The sequence below is a fragment of the Oliverpabstia sp. genome, assembly GCF_022785585.1.
Lineage (GTDB): Bacteria > Bacillota > Clostridia > Lachnospirales > Lachnospiraceae > Oliverpabstia > Oliverpabstia intestinalis.
Genome location: NZ_JALFPR010000157.1, coordinates 1 through 21515 on the forward strand (window position 1 = coordinate 1; position 21515 = coordinate 21515).

The window sequence follows — 21515 nt, forward strand, 5'->3', positions numbered from 1 at the left end:
ATATCAGTGTTGACCCTGGAATCTTAGCTCAGCTGGGAGAGCATCTGCCTTACAAGCAGAGGGTCACAGGTTCGAGCCCTGTAGGTTCCACTTCTTCTTTGGAAGACAATTTCATATGGCGAGATAGCTCAGTTGGCTAGAGCACACGGTTCATACCCGTGGTGTCGAGGGTTCGAATCCCCCTCTCGCTACTTTAAAGAAACGTTATTGGCGTTTCTTTTTTTTACATATATATCAAAACTGATACGGTAAATCATTTAACTCCCACTATATAATTTTTATACGTTATGAGCATGCACTTATATGACCGACCTGTTTTTTCAAAGCTCATCTTTTTTGAGAAAGGAATTTCTGCCATGTCTAATCTACAGGTTAATATGACCAAAGACCCCATTGTAAAATCCCTGGTGATTTTTGCGCTCCCTATTTTGTTTTCCAACATTTTTCAGCAGCTATACAATACGATCGATATTATGATTGTCGGTAACTTCCTTGGTGACAGTTCTCTTGCCGCTATCGGCGCTTCTTCCTCAATCTACGAACTGTTGCTTGGCTTCTGCTTTGGTGTTGGAAACGGACTGAGCATCGTTGTCTCCCGTTATTTTGGACAGGGCGATAAAACTCTGCTGAAAAAATCTGTTGCCGGATCCATCATCATTGCTCTCATCCTGACAGCCATCCTGATGACCGCTTCTTCCCTGGGACTTTATCCACTGATGCGTGCCTTGAAGACACCGGAAAATCTTCTGGCAGAATCACATTCCTATGTATCTACCCTGACGACTTTTATCGGTGTCATGTTTGCCTACAATTTGCTGGCAGGACTTTTACGGGGAATCGGAAACAGCTTTATGCCGCTGGTTTTCCTGATTATTTCTTCCCTAACCAACATCTTGCTGGATCTTTTATTTATCACACGATTTCAGATGGGTATCCGCGGTGCTGCTGTTGCCACAGTCATCGCGCAGGGATTTTCCGTTATTCTCTGTCTGATCTATATCATCCGGAAAACACCGATTCTGGTTCCGGAACAGCAGCATTTTGCGGTTGGCAAAAAGCTTTATCGCGAGCTTACCACCCAGGGACTTTCCATGGGCTTTATGAACGCAGTGGTTTCCTCCGGAACCGTTATCTTACAGAGTGCGATCAACGGTCTTGGCGAAGTGTATATCGCCTGCCATGCAACGGCAAGAAAGTTAAATTCCTTCTGTCTGATGCCGGTCAGCACCATCGGAGCTTCCATGTCCACCTTTGTTTCCCAGAACCGTGGTGCCGGAAACAAAGACCGGATCCGCAAGGGTATACGCACTGCCTGTATCATGGACGTCTGCTGGGGTGTTACAGCGATAATCATTCTCTTTTCCTTCGCTCGAAATCTAGTTACACTGTTCGGCTCCACACAGGATGTGATTCTGGATAACTCGGCCCTGTACCTGCGGTTTACCGCTCCGTTCTATGCGGTGCTCGGTATCCTCTTCAATATGAGAAATTCTTTGCAGGCACTGGGTGAAAAAACAAAACCACTGATTTCCAGCTTTATCGAATGTGCCGGAAAGATCATCTTCTCCCTGTTTATCATCCCGGTGATGGGTTACTGGGGCGTCATCATCTGTGAACCACTGATCTGGTGTTTCATGACTGCGCAGCTGGTTTACTGTTATTTGCATGTGCCGTATCTTAGGAAAGAAAACGCGTAATTGATGATTAAAAAAACGGGAAACAAATGATAATCTTCTGATTGTACCATTTGTTTCCCGTTTTTTCTTTCCGTGACTTTGTCGGACTTTATTCTTTCTCAGTTACAAAGTCTTCTGTATCGTCAGCTTCTTACAGGCATTCCTCAATTTTTTTATTTACCTGTTCCCGCAGTTCCAGTAAGAAAGCTGCATTTCTCGGATAATCAGAAAATGTGATCTTCATACCTGCCATTTTTTAATTAGTGTTCCCAAAATCATCGCTTTCGCAATTATTACATATACAATTGCGAAACACGTTTCCTACAAAGCAGTCTCTCGTATGTAGTTTTAGCCCTGTAATCCGTTCGCCTGGCGGATCATATCTTCAATGACGATATCATAGATCTCACCGATAGTGTTGCAATAAGCCAGCACTTTCCATGGTTCGTTAGTATGGAAATGGATCTTCACCAGATCTTCATCTCCAGCCACGATCAGGCTGTTGCCCTCGTAATGTTCTGTAATATATTCGGATATGGCATCCTCGTCCAGATCTTCATCTCTTCTGTCGATCAGAAGCTGTGTGTCATAGCGGTATGCAAACTGATCGTCTTCTGCATCAATTGAATGTACTCCCATTGTTTCTACCTCCATATTCTGTGTACTGAATAGTTATTTTTATTTTACCATAAAATACGAATGTGTCCACAGATTTCTTCATTCATGCATTTTCCCTTTTTCTTATCTGTTTACTGTTCACTCCGTTCCCAGTAACACGCTTCGCGATGCACAGAATTTATGCTAAACGCATAAATTCGCGCGATATGTCTCGGGTTTTCTGTGACCTTTGCTCACTAAAACCTCGCGGGATATTACCAATGAACAGTAACCTTATCCGTCCTCTTCTTATTCATCTTCCCTCTCATAAAATCCATACTCTCCTTCTAACGACATGGATTTTACTCTCATATCCTCAATCCAGATATATGTCCGATTCTGTAAAAAGAGGATCATCTGATCGATGTCTGTCTCTGCTCCCTCAACTTCCATCTCAACACTCCCGTCATACCGGTTTCTCACCCACCCGGCAAGTCCCAGCTGGCCGGCCTTTTGCACCGCATAATACCGGAAACCTACACCCTGAACGCGACCATAAAAATAAATATGTTTTCTGACTTTTAAATCCATTTCTCTGTTTTCTCCACTTTCTGAGTTTTATATCATTGTACCAGATCTCTTATTTCTCATCAAACACTGGACACAAAAAGACTGCCCTTTTCGGAGCAGTCTTTCTGGATTTATTTACTTTTCGGAAAATGTTTGTATGAGTTTCTTCTTATTTAAAATAAGCAACACCGGATTCGAAGATCTTGATATCCTGTTCTCCGTAGATGTTCATGGCTACGGCATCGCCGCGGCGTTCGCTGTGAGCCATCTTTCCGAGTACACGACCATCCGGACTTGTGATTCCTTCTATGGCTGCGTAGGAACCGTTGACGTTCCATTCTTCATCCATGGATACGTTTCCATTCAGATCACAGTACTGGGTTGCTACCTGACCGTTTGCAAAGAGTTTATCGATCCACTCTTTGTTTGCCACGAAACGACCCTCTCCATGAGATGCCGGGTTGACATATACTTTGCCAAGTTCTGCCTGTGCCAGCCATGGGGATTTGTTAGTTACTACTTTGGTGTAAACCATCTTAGAAATATGTCTGCCGATGGTATTGTAAGTCAGTGTCGGTGAATCTGCAGTCTGTCCTACGATCTCGCCATAAGGAACCAGTCCCAGTTTGATCAGAGCCTGGAATCCGTTACAGATACCAAGTGCCAGACCATCTCTCTCATTCAACAATTTTGTTACGGCTTCTTTGATCTTCGCATTCTGAAAAGCAGTTGCAAAGAATTTTGCAGAACCATCCGGTTCATCACCGGCGGAGAATCCGCCTGGGAACATGATGATCTGTGCCTGATTGATTGCTTCCTCGAAGATTGCTACAGAATCACGGATATCTTCCGCCGTCAGATTCTTGAATACTCTTGTGATCACGTCCGCACCGGCACGTTCAAATGCTTTCGCACTGTCGTACTCACAGTTGGTACCCGGGAATACCGGGATAAATACGGTCGGACGTGCTACTTTATGTTTGCACACATGGATGCTGTCTGCTTTGTAAAGCGGGCTTTCCACTTTCTCCATGTTATCGGTTCCTTTGGTCTTGAAGACTTTCTCCAGAGTTCCGGTCCATGCATCCAGTGCTTCTTTCATGGAGATTTCCATTCCATCTTTGTATGTGAATTTTGCATCGTCTGTCACTTCACCGATAACAGTATACGTTACAGACAGTTCTCCGACTTTGTCAGCCGGTACTTCGCAGATGATATCACCAAATCCCGGTGCAAACAGATCTCTCTCGTCCAGATTGTGTTCAATCTTCACACCCAGCTGATTACCGAATGCCATCTTGCTGACTGCTGCTGCGATACCATGACGATCCAGTGCGTAAGCGGAAAGCACTTTACCATCCAGGATATCCTGATGCAGTTTTCCGTACTGATCCATAGTTGCTGCATAATCCGGCAGATCATAGCTGTCTTTCGGCAGACGGATCCATACCAGTTTGCTTCCTGCCTTTTTCAGTTCCGGTGTGATAATATCCTGTTTCTTAGCCACATCTACCGCAAATGAAACCAGTGTCGGCGGAACATCAATATCGTTGAAGGTTCCGGACATACTGTCCTTTCCACCGATAGATGGAAGGCCAAATCCCATCTGTGCCGCATATGCACCGAGCAACGCTGCAAATGGCTGACTCCAACGTTCCGGATCCTCTGTCATTCGGCGGAAGTATTCCTGGAAGGTGAAACGGATCTTGGAGTAATCTCCGCCGTTCGCTACGATGCGTGCAATAGATTCTACAACTGCATAAACTGCACCGTGATATGGGCTCCAGCTGGATACATATGGATCAAATCCGTAGCTCATCATAGTCACAGTATCTGTTTTTCCGTTCATTACCGGAACCTTAGCGACCATAGCCTGAGTTTCTGTCAGCTGATATTTACCACCATATGGCATAAATACACTTCCTGCCCCGATGGATCCGTCGAACATCTCTACCAGCCCTTTCTGAGAACAGGTATTCAGATCAGCCAGCATAGATAACCATGCCGCTTTGGTATCTGCAGGAGCTTTTTCTTCACGCTCCAGAACATTTCCCTCTTTATTCGGAATATCTACCAGAACTTCTGTCTCCTGATGCGCACCGTTGGTATCCAGGAAAGCACGGGAAATATTAACAACTTCTTTTCCTCTCCAGTTCAGTACCAGACGCGGTTCTTCGGTAACAACAGCTACTACAACAGCTTCCAGGTTTTCTTCGTTGGCATATTTCATGAATTCGTCAACGTCTTTCGGATCTACAACAACAGCCATACGTTCCTGCGACTCGGAAATAGCAATTTCTGTTCCATCCAGACCGGCATATTTTTTCGGTACCTTATCCAGATTGATCTGCAGTCCCGGTGCCAGTTCTCCGATTGCTACAGATACACCGCCTGCACCAAAGTCATTACATTTTTTGATCAGTTTGCTGACTTCTTCTCTACGGAACATACGCTGGATCTTACGTTCTGTCGGAGCGTTACCTTTCTGTACCTCGGCACCACAAACTTCGATAGAAGCTTCTGTATGTACTTTGGAAGAACCGGTTGCACCACCGATACCGTCACGGCCGGTACGTCCACCTAACAGGATGATGATATCGCCCGGATCAGAATTCTCTCTCTTGACAGCACGTCTCGGAGCCGCACCCATGACAGCACCGATCTCCATACGTTTTGCCACATAATTCGGATGATAGATTTCTTTTACATAACCGGTAGCCAGACCGATCTGGTTACCATAGGAGCTGTAGCCATGGGCTGCACCACGAACCAGTTTCTTCTGTGGCAGTTTTCCTTTCAGAGTCTCTTTTACAGAAACTGTAGGATCTGCAGCACCGGTCACACGCATTGCCTGATATACATAAGTACGTCCTGACAGCGGATCACGGATCGCACCACCCAGACAGGTAGCAGCACCACCGAAAGGTTCGATCTCGGTCGGATGGTTATGTGTTTCATTCTTAAAGTTGATAAGCCATTCTTCTTCTTTTCCGTCTACATCCACCGGAACCACGATGGAGCAGGCATTGATCTCATCGGATTCTTCCTGATCCTGCAGTTTTCCTTCGGATTTCAGCTTTTTCATAGCAAGAAGCGCCAGGTCCATCAGACAGATAAATTTGTCATCTCTTCCTTTGTAGAGAACTTCTCTGTCTGCCAGATACTGTTCATAAGTTTTCACGATCGGCTCTTTGTAATCGCCATCTTTGAATGTTACATTTTTCAGTTCTGTGGAGAAGGTAGTATGACGGCAGTGATCGGACCAGTAAGTATCCAGCACACGAATCTCTGTCATGGATGGATTTCTTTTCTCTTCGTTTTTAAAATAATTCTGGATATGCTGGAAATCCTTAAATGTCATAGCCAGATTCAAAGAAGCGTACAGTTCTTTCAGAGCTGCTTCTTCCATATCGATAAAACCATCAAAGATTTTAACATCTTCCGGTTCTTCAAATTTTGTTACCAGAGTCTCCGGTTTTACCATTCCTGTCTCGCGGGAATCCACCGGGTTGATACAGTGATTTTTGATTGCTTCGAATTCTTCGTCCGTGATATTTCCTTCAATCACATATGTGGTTGCTGATTTAATGATCGGCTGCTCATCTTCTTTCAGGAACTGTACACACTGCACTGCAGAATCTGCTCTCTGGTCAAACTGACCCGGCAGGTATTCCACGGAAAATACTCTTGCTCCTTCTGCCATCGGAATCTGCTCTTTATACAGTACATCTACCGGTGGCTCTGAGAATACACATGTACATGCTTTCTCAAACACTTCCTCTGAAATATTTTCCACATCGTAACGAATATATACATGAACTGCTGTCACAGTCTTAATCCCAAGGTAGCTGCTGATCTCATGCTTTAATTCTTTTGCCTGTACCGCAAAATCAGGTTTCTTTTCTACATAAACACGTCTTACACTGCTCATCCTTCACCCTGTCCTTTCTGTGCACTCCTGTTTATAACTTCTGCAGAAATGCTCTTCGCGATACCAGAATCAATATCTGGCATTTTCTTCGGTCTTATTTCCTTTTAAGGCCACTGGATCGCATCTCTCAGAGATCCAGTGTACTGTCACTATAAAAATACCACAGGATGCATTATTAGTAAAATTAATATATTTAATCTTTTTAATAAGTTTTGCTTATTATTTGTTTATTTTTGTGAAAATACTGGATGCACCCACAAGATTTTGTTATACTGAAAGCAGTTATAAGGAGGACTTATCAAAAATGATGGATATAAACTACGAATTGTATAAAGTATTTTACTATGTGGCAATCTCCCTGAGCTTTTCGGACGCTTCCAAACAACTGTTTATCTCCCAGTCAGCTGTCAGCCAGTCTGTCAAAGTACTGGAAAAAAAACTGGGAATCACTCTGTTTATCCGAAGCACCAAACGGGTACAGCTGACGCCTGAAGGAGAAACACTGCTTCGCCACATCGAACCGGCAATGAATCTGATCAAACGCGGAGAAGCGCAGATCATGGAAGCCAGTAACCTGGGGGGAGGTCAGCTTCGTATCGGCGCCAGCGATACCATCTGCCGGTATTATCTTGTTCCGTTCCTGAACAAATTTCATAAAACCTACCCGAATGTCCACATCAAAGTCACGAATCAGACTTCCACCAAATGTGTGGATCTTCTGGAAATGGGACAGGTAGACCTGATTGTCACCAACTATCCGAACTCCCGGTTAAGTCATGGGGATCATATCCGGACGATCCACTCCTTCAGGGACTGCTTCATTGCAAGCTCAACTCACTACACAGAACTGATGGATAAAAAACTGCACCTGAAAGATCTCCTGGACTACCCGATCATGATGCTCGACCGGAAAAGCACCACCAGCGAATTCCTGCACCACCTCTTCCAGCAACACCAGCTGGATCTGGTCCCGGAGATCGAACTGGGCAGTAACGACCTCCTGATTGATCTTGCCCGCATCGGTCTCGGCATCGCCTTTGTCCCGGACTACTGCATACCCGACGATGGTGAACTCTTCCCCCTGGATATCCAGGAAGAACTCCCCGGCCGAAACCTCGTCATCGCCCACAACCCACAGCTGCCGCTGACCAAAGCAGCGAAGGAATTCCTGAACATTCTCTAACTCAAAAAGGAGCATCCGTTTTCCAACCGATGCTCCCAACTTTTTTCTTTCTCCACAACAAACTTTACTTTTACCCCTCGTCCTCCACAATCAGAACACAGCCGCAGGCGCCTGTTCGTCCCCTTCATCCACCGCAGTCCCTGCCATTACCTCTCGTCCTGAACCCACTCCACCTCCCCTTTGCTAAAGCACAGCCGCGGGCGACAAAGCCTGGGCGGACAACACTTTGTGGGCGGTTAGAGCAAGCTTTAAGATCCGACGCTTACGTAGGCTTTCGCGAGGGTCAGCTGACCCTCGTGAATCATAGCCGAATTTAGCGGCTAGCTCAAAGTTGCTCTGCCCACGTTGTCCGCCCAGGCTTTGTTGCCCGCGGCGTCCCTTTCGCCACACTCTCCCCCCTATCTCCCCCAAAACTCTTCCAGAACCTTCCCAACTCCCCTCCGGTCACAAACCACATACTCCTCCCATTCCCGTGGAAAAAGCCCCGTATAATCCGGCAAACAAAACCTCTCATCCAGAAGTAAAATCACTCCCCGGTCTTCTTTCGTTCGAATCACCCTTCCTGCAGACTGCAGCACCTTATTCATTCCCGGAAACCGGTATGCATAATCAAACCCATTCTCCTTCTTTCTGTCATAAAACTGCTTCAGAATCTCTCTCTCATAACTCACCTGTGGAAGCCCGGTTCCCACGATCACTGCTCCAACAAGCCGCTCTCCAATGAGGTCGATTCCTTCCGCAAAAATTCCTCCCATCACGCAAAATCCAAGCAGCGTCCCTGTATTTTCACTCTCAAATCGTTCCAGAAAATCCTCCCGTTCTTTCTCCTGCATCGACGGACTTTGCTGTAGAATCTCCACCCCATCCGTCCCATACAGTTCCATGTACCGTTCCAGAATATCATCCAACATTCGATACGACGGGAAGAAAATCATATAGTTTCCGGTATGAGAACACACTACCGCATGAATATACTCTGCAATCTTCCCATACTCTTCAGGTCCCCTCCTTGTATACCGGCTGCTCACATCCCGGCCGAGGATCAGACACTTCTGTTCTTTGGCAAAGGGTGTCTGTGCATAGATCGCATAATCATCACTTCGTCCGCTTAAAAGCTCCCGGTAATACATCACCGGAAGTAATGTAGCCGAAAAGAAAACAGTGCTTCTCCCTTTATCCATACAGTTTTGCAGGTTCTGTGCCGGATTCACACAAAACAGTTTAACACGAAATCTTCCATCCTCATCATGTTGTGTATAAATTACATAATTTTCATCGATGAGATCACTGATATACAGGAAACTCCGCACCTCAAAATAAAAATCCAGAAGTTCTTTTCGAAGTTCTCCATCACCAAGTTCCTCCAGATAGTTTTCCGTTTCACCCATCACAGAAAGCAATGCCAGCGAAAAATTCCCAATGGACGGAAGAACCCGGCAGGTCTCACATTCCCGTTTCCACTCAAGCATCAGCCGGTTACACCGCTCCAGTGCTTTTTCCAGCTTTTTCCTGTATGGCTTCACCAGCTTTTTCATTCTCAGGATATCCTCCTTGTACAAAACCGCACTGTACATCTCCCGTCCTCGTTCCACCAGATTGTGAGCCTCATCGATCAAAAATACGTAATCTCCTTTAACACCTTCCGCAAAAAAACGGCGAAGATATACCTGTGGATCAAACGCATAATTATAATCACAGATCACTCCATCCACCCAGACGGCGAGATCCAGACTCATCTCATACGGGCAGACCTGATACCTTTCCGCATAAGAAAGCAACTTCTCCCGGTCATATATTTCCTCTTTCTCCAAAAGCTCAAACACCGCATCATTTACCCGGTCAAAATGTCCCTTTGCCCTTGCACAGGCTGCCGGATTACACTCCATGCTGTCACACACACACAATTTTTCTTTTGCAGTCAAAAGCAGAGACTTCCAGCGAAGTCCATGCTTTTTCAGGATTTCAAAAGCTTCCCCTGCAACCGTACGGGTAATCGTTTTTGCAGTCAGATAAAAGATTCTTTCTGAGATTCCTTCTCCAACGGAGCGCACAGCCGGATACAGACATGACATCGTTTTGCCCACACCGGTAGGTGCCTGGATAAACAGCTGCTTTTCCCGCAAAATGGTCCGGTAAACACCATGTACCAGTTCCCGCTGTCCCTCCCGGTAAGGAAAAGGAAATTCCAGTCCGATCATGGATGCATTCCTCACTTTTTTCCACTCCTGATGCCAGTGGGCCCAGATATAGTAGGTATCGGCAAGTTTCTGAAACCATGTTTTCAGTTCCTGCGCATCGAACATATAGGAGAACCTGCGAATCTCTTCCGTTTCCATGTTGCAGTATGTCATCTGTACTTCCATCTGTTCCAGCTGATTCTGTTCTGCATAGATCGCCGCATAACACCTGGCCTGTGCAAGATGTACCGGAACCGGTTCTTCCACAAACCTGAGTTCCCGGTGTACGCCTTTGATCTCATCAACCATCACATGATCTTCTTTTTCCTCTATTCCATCCGCCCGGCCTTCCACGAGCAAATCTAGATCTTCATAGCAGAAGCGGCAGTTGAGCGGCACCTCGGCCTGATAAGCAGCTCCCATCTGTCTCTGAACCTTTTTGTGGATTCTGGTTCCCTTTGCCAGCGACTCTTTATCTGCCCATCCGCCTCTCCTGTTGTCTATATCACCGGAACGCAGGATAAACTCCACCAGCTCCCTGACCGAAATCTTTACTTCTTCTTTTTCCATCCGCCCACCACCTTTCACTTTGCTTATTATAACTCATCCACCAGCCTTTGCCTATATTTCCGTAAATCAAAATTGATCCACCGGATCAATTATTGATATGCAACGCAATCAAAAGAAAAATCTTCCGCAGGAACCATTTGGCTTCACCACGGAAGATTTTTCTTTTTTCGCATATCAAATCATTTTCAGATACCTTTATGAAATTGCAAATTTTTGAATTGCTTTGTCGAATTCTTTGTCTTCTCCATAACACTGAACGGTAAGTTCCTGTGTCAGATCCATACTCATGATTCCGAGAATAGATTTTGCATCAATAATTACACGATTGTAGAAGATGTCAATATCAAAGTCACATTTTCCAGCCGCCTTCACAAATTCTTCCACTTCACTCGCCTCATTTAATTTGATTTTGCTTGTTTTCATATCCTGCATTATATCAATCCTTTCTGGAACTCGCGGTAACAAAATCTGTGTACCGGTGTAGAATATCGGTACTCCCTTCTCCAACTGGTAGTACCACATATTTCGAGAATTGATTATCGCATCTGATGCGAAATTTGTCAACTTTTTAATCTTCTCTGTTTTATGTTGGTGTTGCACTATTTTTAGTGCTTTCTTTTACATTTTTCACCTGTTTTTTTGCTATTTGCACAGCATTCTCTCCGGATTGAAATCGTTTACGATTCAGAGTGGGCAATATTCTCTTGAAAATCAGCTTCTCTTTTTCAAATTTCGTCAAAAACAACATAAAAATTAAGGTAACTGTTCAGTACCCTCACAGTTACGAGTCAAAATCCATGAAAAATCGCCTTCGGCGATGGGATTTTGACTTGCATGTCTCTGGATTTTGGCATATTCATGCCAAAACACCTCGCGGAATAACGGTGTGCTGAATAGTTACAAATTAAGGAACAGCATTTTCACACTGTTCCTCTGAAGGATTATCCAACGATTTTTTCTACTGCTTTATCCAGATATTCATTTTCTACCGCATGGAAAGCTCCCTTGTCGGCTGCTTCCGCATACAGTGGATTGATCGGCATCTTGCCGAGCACTTCTGTTCCCAGCTCTGCCACTATCTCATCAATATGACTCTCACCGAATACAGAAATATGTTTTCCGCAGTCCGGGCATACCAGATAGCTGTAGTTTTCCACAACACCCAGCACATTGATTTTCATCATCTGTGCCATCTTATAAGCTTTACGTACAATCATCTTTACCAGATCCTGCGGGGAAGATACGATCACGATACCTTCTACCGGCAGAGACTGGAAGACTGTCAGCGGTACATCACCGGTTCCAGGCGGCATATCTACGAACAGATAGTCCAGATCTCCCCAGATCACATCGGTCCAGAACTGTTTTACCATATTTGCCAGAATCGGTCCTCTCCAGATGACCGGTTCGTCTTCTCTCGGAAGCAGCAGGTTTACAGACATTACCTTAATGCCGTTTTTTGCCTCGATCGGATAGATACCGGCATCTACTGCCTGTGCCGGACCCTTGACACCATACATCTTCGGGATGGAGGGTCCTGTGATATCCGCATCCAGGATACCTACTTTGTAACCTTTCTGTGCCATTCTATTTGCCAGAGATGCGGTAACGAAGGATTTACCAACGCCGCCTTTTCCGCTGACGATGCCAATCACATGTTTTACGTTGGACTGGCTGTTCATCTCTTCCAGCATACTCTTGGGCTGTTTGCTTGGACATCCTTCACAGCTTTCTTTGCTGCAGGATGTGTTGCTACATTCTTTTGCCATTGTCTTTCCTCTTTTCTCTTTTTATTTCATAAAGCGATCGATTGCTTTGTTCAGTTCTTCCAGTGCTTCCATATCCCCATCCTTAACTGCATCCACAATACAATGCTGTATGTGATCCTGTAAAATCACTTTTCCGGTATTATTAATTGCCGATTTCACTGCCGAAAGCTGGATCAGCACTTCCGAGCAGTCTCTGCCTTCTTCCACCATCCGACGGATCGATTCCAGATGACCGATAGCTCTTGACAACCGGTTAATTACCGCTTTTGTGTTTTCATGGGTATGGGTATGACTGTGCTTGACAACCGTTCCATCTTCCAGTACATGTACATGCTCTCCCATCTTTTTCCTCCCATTCATACATTCCCCGATCAGATCTCGGAAAATGTATATCGCTGATGCATCCCGGAAAAATAGACGTCAAATACTATACTGCCATCTTTCTGAATGCTTTTTTCGTAAGTTTCTTTCCGGCCTCCGCATCGTTCCCGGATATAGATTTCCGGATCTTCACACTGGATTTCCTCAAAAAACTGATCTCTGGAATGATTCAGCGGACACTGGTTTATAATTTCTCTAATGACTTCATATTGTTTCATCTATCGTCCCTCCCACATCGTTTTTATTATAACAATCTTTTGTAAAAAGGACAACACATCCGTAAGAAAAAGTGAGAAAACTGTTGCCTTTCCAACCGTAAGGTTGTATCATAGCATACTAGAAATTAAAATACATTTAAGGTGATTTTAAATGCATTTTGACTCGTAACTGTGAAGGTACTGAACATTTACGAAAGAAAAATAAATGAGTGATAAACAGCAGGAGGAGAAAGCACATGCAGCTTTTAGAAGAACGTATCTTAAAAGACGGAATTGTCAAACCGGGAAATGTTTTAAAAGTAGACAGTTTCTTAAATCACCAGATGGACATTGCATTCATCAATGAACTGGGAAAAGAATTCCAACGCCGGTTCGCCGATGCACCGATCACAAAGATTCTTACTATCGAAGCTTCCGGTATCGGTATTGCCTGTCTGGTAGCCCAGTATTTCCATGTTCCGGTTGTTTTCGCAAAGAAAGCACAGAGCCTGAATCTGGACGGAGAGATGTTTACCTCCAAAGTAGAATCCTTTACACACAAGAAAGTATATGATGTCATCCTTTCCAAGAAGTTCCTCGGACCGGAAGATCATGTACTCTTGATTGACGATTTTCTGGCAAACGGCTGCGCACTGATGGGTCTGATCGACATTGTAAACAAATCAGGTGCCACTCTGGAAGGTGCTGGTATAGTTATCGAAAAGGGCTTCCAGGAAGGTGGAAAGAAAATCCGTGAGATGGGTGTTCGCCTGGAGTCTCTGGCTATCGTAGAGTCCATGACCGACGATTCACTCACTTTCCGTCCGAATAATTAATCAGTCCCGGATCCTCTGAATCACCCGGGCAACCATTATATCTTGCAGATTTTAAAAAAAGAACATTCCGTTTTATTTGGAATGTTCTTTTTATTTTCTGTGTCTTTTGATGAATCACCGGTATCAGTTCCCGATATCCTCCTCATCAAATTCCACCACCGTATAATATCCCCGGTCTGTTTCTTTAATATCTTTTACAATCCCTTTTCGTGACTGCAGTCTTTCATAACCGGGATAGTTTTTACTCATGGCAATCATTGGCTGTATCGTATAATAATATGACGTTGGCAGAGCACTTTCTGTCACATCCACTTCCTGTCCCACTGTCAGAAGTCCCTGACGTTCCATCTTAAACTCCATATTTCGCATGATAGGTCCTCCTTCCCTGTATGTCTGTTCCCATCTGTTTTTCTTCATAATCTTCCTTTCACTGTTTATCCGGTTCCGATACCTGTATTTTTCCGGTGTTATGTAACAGTGAAGGTACTGAACAGTTACGCTTTTATTATAGATTTCCCGTGAAAAAATACAAGACCATCTCTCCGGTTTTTCTTCCATTTTCAGTATTTTTTCAAAATACCGGAGGAAAATTGTGCAAAATTTTGTCTTGCGAAACAGGAATCGCCATTATATAATGGGGTACGTGATTTGAAATGCGGTTTCCGGAAGCAGTTGTTTTCGGAAGCTACATCCAACCAAACATTCATAGAACAAAGGAGAACAAATATGGGTGGAATTTTTGGAGTTGCATCGAAAAGCAATTGTGTGTCTGATTTATTTTTTGGAACTGACTATCATTCCCATCTTGGTACACGCCGGGGTGGCATGGCAGTCTACGGCAAAGAAGGCGGATTCAACCGGGCGATCCACAATATCCAGAACGCTCCCTTCCGTACAAAATTTGAACGGGACGTGCAGGAATTAGAGGGTACTCTCGGTATCGGCTGTATCTCTGATACAGAACCGCAACCGCTTTTAGTTCAGTCTCATCTGGGAAGTTTTGCAATCACAACTGTTGGTAAGATTAATAATATGGACGAACTGGTAAAACGTTCTTTCGCCAACGGCTGCACACATTTTCTCGAAATGAGCGGCGGAGATATTAACGCTACAGAGATGGTGGCATCTCTCATCAATCAGAAATCTTCTCTGATCGAAGGCATTCGCTACGCGCAGGATGTTATTGAAGGATCTATGACCATGCTGGTTATGACTCCTGAAGGTATCTATGCGGCCAGAGACCGATTAGGCCGTACTCCACTGATCCTCGGAAAGAAAGAGGATGCGATCTGCGCTTCTTTTGAGAACTTTGCTTATTTTAATCTCGGTTACCATGACTACAAAGAACTGGGACCATCTGAGATTGTCTTCTTTACACCGGATGGTGTGGAAACTGTTTCTCCGGCAAAAAATGAAATGAAGATCTGCTCCTTCTTATGGGTTTACTATGGTTATCCTACCTCTTCCTACGAAGGAATCAACGTAGAACAGATGCGTTATAACTGCGGCGATATGCTTGCAAAGCGCGATAATGTATCTGCGGATATTGTTGCAGGTGTTCCGGACTCCGGTACCGCACATGCCATTGGTTATGCCAACCGTTCCGGTATTCCGTTTGCCCGCCCATTTATCAAATATACCCCAACCTGGCCGCGTTCCTTTATGCCGACACATCAGAGTCAGCGAGAGCAGATTGCTCACATGAAACTGATCCCGGTACGTGAACTGATCAAAGACAAGAGCATGGTGCTGATCGACGACTCTATCGTGCGTGGTACACAGCTTGGTCAGACAACCCAATTCCTGTACGAGAGCGGAGCAAAAGAAGTACATATCCGTCCGGCATGTCCGCCGTTATTATACGGATGTAAATACCTGAACTTCTCCCGTTCCAAATCCGAGATGGATCTGATCACCCGCCGTGTGATCCAGAAGCGGGAAGGAACCGTGACGGAAGCAGTCCTGGAAGACTACGCAAACCCTGATTCCCATAACTACCATGAGATGCTCAACGAGATCGGCAAACAGCTGAACTTTACTTCTCTGCGGTATCATCGTCTCGACGATATGGTGGCTTCCATCGGACTCGAACCATGCAAAGTTTGTACTTACTGCTTTGACGGAAAAGAATAAATAAAGCTTATACATAAAACTCCAGGCAGCCGGCTTTCACCGTTGCCTGGAGTTTTGTTGCATTGTATATTCTCTTTATTTTTCCACCGGATATCCGCATTTTTTACAGTACTCTGCTCCGGGTTCAAGTTCTGCTCCACAGTTCGGGCAGGTACCTGCCGTTCTGACCGGCTGCTGATTCTGACTGCTGTTTGACGGATGATTCTCTCCAAAAAGCTCTTTTGCCTTATCTTTCAGATTATTTCCCACATCTTCCATTGTGGATTTGAAATCAAAACCGTTTGGATTCACCGATGTGCCATTCGGATTGGAACCGGAAGTCGGCCATACCGGCGGCGGTGTCTGGGCTGTGGTATTCCCGGTATAGTAGTAATAATCCCGCTGGCTTTCGGTCTGATGTGGTGCGGTCTTTTCATAGGCGTCTGCGAAATTGTTCATCACATCACAGGCATAAAAGTACGATAAAAACGGAATATGCATCACGATCGTAAAGATCACCGGTGATTCGATATGCACGTTGTAGCGGTCACCTGCCTGATCCAACCGGGATGCCAGCTGATACGTCCAGTACAGTCCGTAGATGCCACAGGTGATCCAGGAAAGGATCCATGCCACGATATAGTTCTGCGTCATTTTCCGGTCATCTCTGCAAACCCAGTTGGTATCTTCCCCATACTGATACCAGAAAAAGATATGATACAGACCGCAGGTCACGAGCCCTAGCAGTGCACTGACCAGACCATTTCTTCTTTTTATTCTCATATACGTTCGTCTCCTCTGTCATGTTCTGTTATTTGATGCACTTATTATACCATCAATGAAAATCTCTCACAATGGCACAACCCCCTCAGAAAATGAAGCTTCTCTTAATTTTCTCTTGTCCGTTTCTTATTTTGCATCTATAATTACAGACAGGCTGATTTCAGTCGCAAAATCTGAACAATAAAGGATATTTTATCTATGCATCTGGAAATCATTTTCAAAGATCCCAACCGGAAAAAAATATTTTTATCCAAAACAAAAACGTTATGCGCGGTCATCCTTTCCTACCATCTGCTGACCTGGTTTACCGGCTGTCCGTTCCGCTTCTTTTTCGGCATCTCCTGCCCCGGCTGTGGAATGACCCGCGCGCTTCTCGCCGCTCTGCGCCTGGACTTTGCCGCCGCATTTTCCTACCATCCGTTGTTTTTCCTGCTGCCGTTTTTCCTGCTAGGATATTATCTCGATCCCTGGATTAACTGGAGCCGTCACTACCTTCTTCTCGGATCTGTAGCTGCCCTCTTTGTGCTCACCTACCTGGTTCGCCTGCTGTTCCTTCACGATCCGGTTGTAACCTGGCACCCGGCTTCCGGAACCCTCTTAAAACCATTCTTTCATCTTTTAAATATAAAACTTCCGGGATAGATTTCTCCGTTATTTTCACTGAAATCCATCCCGGAAGTTTTTAAAATCCAATCATCTGTACAAGAAAAACCGCCACCGCGGCTCCGACAGCCACAGTAAGCAATCCCCGTTTCATATACGCCAGCACAATCGCCACCACACAGCCGACAACTGCACTCACCTCAGATCCCGTACTGGAAAAAATCGCCGGAAAGGTCATCGCCGAAAGCACCGCATAGGGCACGTAATACAGAAACGACTGTACTCGTTTATCATTGATCTTTTTTCGGAAAATTGCCATTGGAAGCATACGGATCACATAAGTTGTCAATGCCATCACAAACATACTGGCAATAATATACTTTGTACTCACCCTGCATTCTCCTCCTCATTTCTCGGAAATAACCATGCCGCAATTCCACTGACCAGAATCGTGATCAAAATGATCGCCCAGCCACCGGACAGATGTTTCAGCACAGGAAGACTGGAAAAGGCAACACTTGCTGCGATTGCCAAAATCACCGTAAACAGCACATTTTTTTGTTCTCTGGCCGGAGGAATGATAATGGCAATAAACATACCATACAAAGCAATTCCCATGGCACTGGATAATTTCTGCGGCATCAGCTGGGTGGCAGCACCACCCACAAAAGTCCCAAGCGTCCAGCCAACAACCGGCGTCAGGATCAGTCCTGCCATATAGGAAGCTGTTAATTTCCTGGGCTGCTGCATGGAAACTGCAAAAATCTCATCTGTAATTCCATAAGCGATCCCCAGTCTCTTCTTCATGGACATCTTACTTTCCACTTTCTGAGAAACAGACAGAGACATCAGGAAATAACGGATATTAATGATCAGCGTGGTCATGGCAATCTCAATCATAGAACCTCCGGCTACCATCAGATTCACCCCGGCAAACTGACCTGCACTGGTTACATTAGTCAGGGATATCAACACAGCTGTCCATAGCGGCAGGCCGGAACGAACCGCTGTAATTCCAAATGCCGCCGATACTGAAAAGTATCCCAAACAAATGGGAATTCCGTGACGAATTCCCTGTAAAAATTCACTCTTTTTCATTTTTCTCACCCTGTCCGCAACTGCTATCTGTCAGCCAAATTGCGAACACTTTCCCGTACAATTAATTCCGTGGGTAGTCTCATCCTGCCCACCGGCACCTCTTCTCCATAGATGCGCCGCATCAGAAGCCCAACTGCTTCTTTTCCCTTTTCTTCCGGCTTCTGCCGCACGGTCGTAAGCATCGGCCTGGAAAGTCTTGCATAAATATTATCATCGAAACCGGTTACCGACAGGTCTTCCGGCACAGAGATTCCTTGCGAATAAAAGATACTGATAGCTTCATTTGCCAGAAAATCCGAGGTAAAAAACGCCGCCGTGTAGCCGCTTTCCTTCACGTTTTGTGCAAACTGCCGCAGCACTTCGTGTCGGTAATTATCATGTTGGGGAAGATAAAAATAATCATCTTTGTCAAACTCCAGCTTATGTTCTTCCATCGCATCCTGCAGTCCGCGAAATCTACACAGATTACTTCCCATTGGATGTTGCTGATCCCCAAAAAAGGCAATCTTTCGATGTCCCTGACCGATCAGATAAGAGGTCATCTCATACCCACCCTCATAGTCTTCCAATCCGATATTGTCAAATCCTTCTCCATAGGAATCCACAAAGACAATGGGAATGGGGATCTGATGTACCAGAGCGGTACAAAACTCTGCTTCACATCCAAGCAGGATCGCGCCTTCCAGATTGGAATTCTGCAGTACTTTTGCAAAACTCTCATTATCGTCTACCGTTCCGCAAACCATGGCGCGATCGTATTTGCGCAGTTCCCGGTCAATTCCCTCCAACAGGCTCCCACAAAAGGGATCCGTCAGCACATGTTTTTTCTTTCCAAGACAAATATAGACCGCTACCAGATGATGCTGCGGTTCCCCTCTGTTGTTTTTCTTTTCTTTCACATAATGATTACGGAGCAATGCTTCTTCGACACGTTGTCTGGTCTCCTGTGACATTTTTCCGGCGCGTCCATTTAACACATTGGAAACAGTTGTTGCACTGACCCCCAGCTGATCTGCAATTTCCTTAATCGTGATCATTTCTCTCATCCTTCTTCTCGTAAGGTATATGGAAAATCTACTTTCATATCCCGGAAATAATATTCCCGGTCTGTTTCTGTAATCTCGCGTAGCACACGGCATGGGTTGCCCACGGAAACCACATTGGCAGGAATATCTCTCGTAACAATACTTCCCGCACCGATCACCGAATTATCTCCGATCGTTACCCCAGGGAGCACAACAGAATTTGCTCCGATCCATACCTTATTGCCAATGTGGATAGGTAGCGAATAATGTGCACCCATCTCTCGATACAGCGGATAGACCGGATGACCGGTGGTACAGATGGTTACATTTGGACCGATCATGACCTGATTGCCAATATACACATCCATATCATCTATGATGACCAGATTAAAATTAGCATAAAACTGATCCCCCAGATGAACATGATTACCGTAAGACATATGTACCGGACTTTCAATAAACACACGGTCCGTACAATGCCCGAGAATCCCTTTCAGAATTTCTTTTTTCTTCACATCCTCGCTCGGACGGGTGTTGTTATAGTCAAACATCACTTCTTTGCAGTGACGTCTCTGCGCTTCCAGTTTCTTTTCCTGTTCGATATCGATCGGATCTGTATGTCCATGTTCATAAAAAGGCATCCCGTTTTTGATTCGCTCCTCTAAGTGCATCTTTTCTCCTCCTTTTAAAAGCTCCGAATCTTATCGTCCGCTTCGCTTTCTGTCTTATCAATCTTCCGGATCACCACATAATAAGAAAAATCATCACTGACTTTAATCTCTACCCGGTCACCCACTTTATGTCCAAGAATCGCTTTCCCGATCGGTGATTCGGTACTGATCAGCCCGCTCAGAGAATTGCCGCGGATCGAAGTTACCAGACGATAGGTTTCCTCCTCATCGTCATCTTCCATGTACAGTGTCACTGTATTGTTCAGTCCCACTTCATCTTCTTTGGACTCTTCTGAAATCACAACTGCCGTCTTTAACATTCTCTCCAGATACCGGATCCGGCTCTCATTCTGATTTTTTTCTTTTTTTGCCGCATAGTATTCAAAATTTTCGCTGAGATCGCCCTGGGCTCTTGCCTCTTTTACTGCTTCGATAGCATCCTTTCGAACTACCAGTTTCCGGTATTCAATCTCTTTTTCTATTTTCTCCACATCATGTTTCGTTAATCGTTCTCCCACAATCCGTCTCCTCTTTCTCAACTGATATTTTTAACCAATTACGTAACTTTTCAGTACTCTCACCATTACGAGCCGAAATGTATATAAATGCCTTTGGCGATGCTGAATAATTACTCGATCACCTTATGATCCAGCCATTTTCTTCCATGAAACCGCAGGGTATAAAAGATACCACGGAGTGTCCAGTCAGAGAACATACCGATCCAGACCGCAATCGGTCCGAAACCAAAAACACGACAAAGAACCACACATAATGTTACCCTGCAAAGCCACATGGTCGTACAGGATAATATCATGGAGAATTTCACATCGCCTGCCGCCCGCATGGAATATGCCGGAATAAAAGCCGGTACCCATACGATTGGTTTGATGATGGTGATCCAGGTCACCATAAAGAAACACATCCTACCACTCTCTGCGCTCATACCTCCCAGATGGATGATTGGTTTTGTCAGAGCAAACACCAGCAGGCAACTGATGATGATAACTACCTCAGATACCAGGCACATCTTTTTTGTATAGTATATCGCCTCATCTTTTCTTCCGGCACCGATACACTCTCCTACTACATTCATCAGACCGATGCCGATACCGATGGCTGCAATACCGTTCAGATTTTCCAGAATATTTGTCATCGCCTGTGCTGCGATTGCCGCAGTACCAAGAGTCGATACCGTAGACTGAATCGCCAGCTTACCAAACTGAAACATCCCGTTTTCGATACCCGTCGGGATACCAAGCGCCAGGATCATCTTAATCTTATGCCTGTCCGGGCGGATCTTTGTGTAATCCCGCACACATATCTCTTCTTTTGGACT

Annotated in this window: 21 protein-coding genes and 2 tRNA genes; 7 read left to right on the forward strand and 16 right to left on the reverse strand. The window is 45.0% G+C overall.

Features of this window, described 5'->3' with window-relative positions; all coding sequences use genetic code 11:
* Positions 1 to 17 precede the first annotated feature (17 nt).
* The 3 genes from MSA64_RS11060 (at position 18) to MSA64_RS11070 (ending at position 1697) form a co-directional block, all read left to right on the forward strand.
* A tRNA-Val gene (locus MSA64_RS11060) sits at positions 18 to 90 on the forward strand.
* 27 nt (positions 91 to 117) lie between these two features.
* Positions 118 to 191 (forward strand) — tRNA-Met (locus MSA64_RS11065).
* A gap of 165 nt (positions 192 to 356) precedes the next feature.
* Positions 357 to 1697 carry an MATE family efflux transporter gene (locus MSA64_RS11070; protein WP_287891631.1) on the forward strand — a complete coding sequence of 447 codons (1341 nt, stop codon included), beginning with the start codon at positions 357 to 359 and terminating at the stop codon, positions 1695 to 1697.
* 327 nt (positions 1698 to 2024) lie between these two features.
* On the opposite strand, the gene MSA64_RS11075 is transcribed toward MSA64_RS11070, so the two are convergent.
* The 3 genes from MSA64_RS11075 to MSA64_RS11085 form a co-directional block, all read right to left on the reverse strand.
* Entirely contained in the window at positions 2025 to 2315 is a 291-nt protein-coding gene (locus tag MSA64_RS11075) for a hypothetical protein (protein WP_022171853.1), read from the reverse strand.
* Between the two features lie 267 nt (positions 2316 to 2582).
* Positions 2583 to 2864 (reverse strand): acylphosphatase, encoded by a 282-nt coding sequence (locus MSA64_RS11080; RefSeq protein ID WP_022173129.1) that lies wholly within the window; start codon positions 2862 to 2864, stop codon positions 2583 to 2585.
* Positions 2865 to 3012: 148 nt separating this feature from the next.
* Positions 3013 to 6774 carry a phosphoribosylformylglycinamidine synthase gene (locus MSA64_RS11085; RefSeq protein ID WP_118575701.1) on the reverse strand — a complete coding sequence of 1254 codons (3762 nt, stop codon included), beginning with the start codon at positions 6772 to 6774 and terminating at the stop codon, positions 3013 to 3015.
* 307 nt (positions 6775 to 7081) lie between these two features.
* On the opposite strand from MSA64_RS11085, the gene MSA64_RS11090 reads away from it, so the two are divergent.
* Entirely contained in the window at positions 7082 to 7957 is an 876-nt protein-coding gene (locus MSA64_RS11090) for a LysR family transcriptional regulator (protein ID WP_287891640.1), read from the forward strand.
* Positions 7958 to 8355: 398 nt separating this feature from the next.
* Here the strand turns inward: MSA64_RS11090 and MSA64_RS11095 are convergent, their stop codons facing one another.
* From MSA64_RS11095 to MSA64_RS11115, 5 genes are all read right to left on the reverse strand, one after another.
* Positions 8356 to 10704 (reverse strand): ATP-dependent DNA helicase, encoded by a 2349-nt coding sequence (locus tag MSA64_RS11095; protein ID WP_287891634.1) that lies wholly within the window; start codon positions 10702 to 10704, stop codon positions 8356 to 8358.
* Between the two features lie 195 nt (positions 10705 to 10899).
* Positions 10900 to 11127: an HPr family phosphocarrier protein gene (locus tag MSA64_RS11100; RefSeq protein ID WP_154432225.1), complete on the reverse strand. Its 228-nt coding sequence runs from the start codon at positions 11125 to 11127 to the stop codon at positions 10900 to 10902.
* Positions 11128 to 11645: 518 nt separating this feature from the next.
* Positions 11646 to 12473: an Mrp/NBP35 family ATP-binding protein gene (locus MSA64_RS11105; RefSeq protein ID WP_022170846.1), complete on the reverse strand. Its 828-nt coding sequence runs from the start codon at positions 12471 to 12473 to the stop codon at positions 11646 to 11648.
* A 21-nt stretch (positions 12474 to 12494) separates the two neighbouring features.
* Positions 12495 to 12815: a metal-sensing transcriptional repressor gene (locus MSA64_RS11110; RefSeq protein WP_022170845.1), complete on the reverse strand. Its 321-nt coding sequence runs from the start codon at positions 12813 to 12815 to the stop codon at positions 12495 to 12497.
* Between the two features lie 29 nt (positions 12816 to 12844).
* Positions 12845 to 13072, reverse strand: a complete 228-nt coding sequence (locus tag MSA64_RS11115; protein ID WP_154432217.1) for a hypothetical protein — start codon at positions 13070 to 13072, stop codon at positions 12845 to 12847.
* A 236-nt stretch (positions 13073 to 13308) separates the two neighbouring features.
* On the opposite strand from MSA64_RS11115, the gene MSA64_RS11120 reads away from it, so the two are divergent.
* Positions 13309 to 13887 (forward strand): xanthine phosphoribosyltransferase, encoded by a 579-nt coding sequence (locus MSA64_RS11120; RefSeq protein ID WP_022170843.1) that lies wholly within the window; start codon positions 13309 to 13311, stop codon positions 13885 to 13887.
* 123 nt (positions 13888 to 14010) lie between these two features.
* Here the strand turns inward: MSA64_RS11120 and MSA64_RS11125 are convergent, their stop codons facing one another.
* Positions 14011 to 14256, reverse strand: coding sequence for a hypothetical protein (locus MSA64_RS11125; protein ID WP_022170842.1), 246 nt, complete (start codon positions 14254 to 14256; stop codon positions 14011 to 14013).
* Positions 14257 to 14613: 357 nt separating this feature from the next.
* Here MSA64_RS11125 and MSA64_RS11130 point away from each other — a divergent pair, with 357 nt between their 5' ends.
* Positions 14614 to 16020 carry an amidophosphoribosyltransferase gene (locus MSA64_RS11130; protein ID WP_277664163.1) on the forward strand — a complete coding sequence of 469 codons (1407 nt, stop codon included), beginning with the start codon at positions 14614 to 14616 and terminating at the stop codon, positions 16018 to 16020.
* A gap of 75 nt (positions 16021 to 16095) precedes the next feature.
* Here MSA64_RS11130 and MSA64_RS11135 read toward each other — a convergent pair whose 3' ends face one another.
* Positions 16096 to 16782, reverse strand: coding sequence for a DUF4234 domain-containing protein (locus tag MSA64_RS11135; RefSeq protein ID WP_154432216.1), 687 nt, complete (start codon positions 16780 to 16782; stop codon positions 16096 to 16098).
* A 198-nt stretch (positions 16783 to 16980) separates the two neighbouring features.
* Between MSA64_RS11135 and MSA64_RS11140 the strand changes: the two genes are divergently transcribed.
* Positions 16981 to 17424, forward strand: a complete 444-nt coding sequence (locus MSA64_RS11140) for a DUF2752 domain-containing protein (RefSeq protein WP_106491944.1) — start codon at positions 16981 to 16983, stop codon at positions 17422 to 17424.
* Between the two features lie 40 nt (positions 17425 to 17464).
* Here MSA64_RS11140 and MSA64_RS11145 read toward each other — a convergent pair whose 3' ends face one another.
* The 6 genes from MSA64_RS11145 to MSA64_RS11170 all read right to left on the reverse strand — a co-directional run.
* Complete coding sequence (locus tag MSA64_RS11145) at positions 17465 to 17776, reverse strand: AzlD domain-containing protein (protein WP_227616513.1); 312 nt, start codon at positions 17774 to 17776, stop codon at positions 17465 to 17467.
* The gene (locus tag MSA64_RS11150; protein ID WP_022170837.1) at positions 17773 to 18483 is read right to left on the reverse strand and encodes an AzlC family ABC transporter permease; all 711 of its coding nucleotides are present in this window, start codon (positions 18481 to 18483) and stop codon (positions 17773 to 17775) included. The genes MSA64_RS11145 and MSA64_RS11150 overlap by 4 nt, the downstream gene beginning before the upstream one ends.
* A gap of 23 nt (positions 18484 to 18506) precedes the next feature.
* Positions 18507 to 19520 (reverse strand): LacI family DNA-binding transcriptional regulator, encoded by a 1014-nt coding sequence (locus MSA64_RS11155; RefSeq protein ID WP_287891637.1) that lies wholly within the window; start codon positions 19518 to 19520, stop codon positions 18507 to 18509.
* A 5-nt stretch (positions 19521 to 19525) separates the two neighbouring features.
* Complete coding sequence (locus tag MSA64_RS11160; protein WP_287891638.1) at positions 19526 to 20179, reverse strand: sugar O-acetyltransferase; 654 nt, start codon at positions 20177 to 20179, stop codon at positions 19526 to 19528.
* Positions 20180 to 20193: 14 nt separating this feature from the next.
* Positions 20194 to 20697: a transcription elongation factor GreA gene (gene greA / locus MSA64_RS11165; RefSeq protein ID WP_022170834.1), complete on the reverse strand. Its 504-nt coding sequence runs from the start codon at positions 20695 to 20697 to the stop codon at positions 20194 to 20196.
* Between the two features lie 110 nt (positions 20698 to 20807).
* On the reverse strand, positions 20808 to 21515 hold a 708-nt coding region (locus tag MSA64_RS11170), incomplete at its 5' end, for an MATE family efflux transporter (protein ID WP_287891639.1).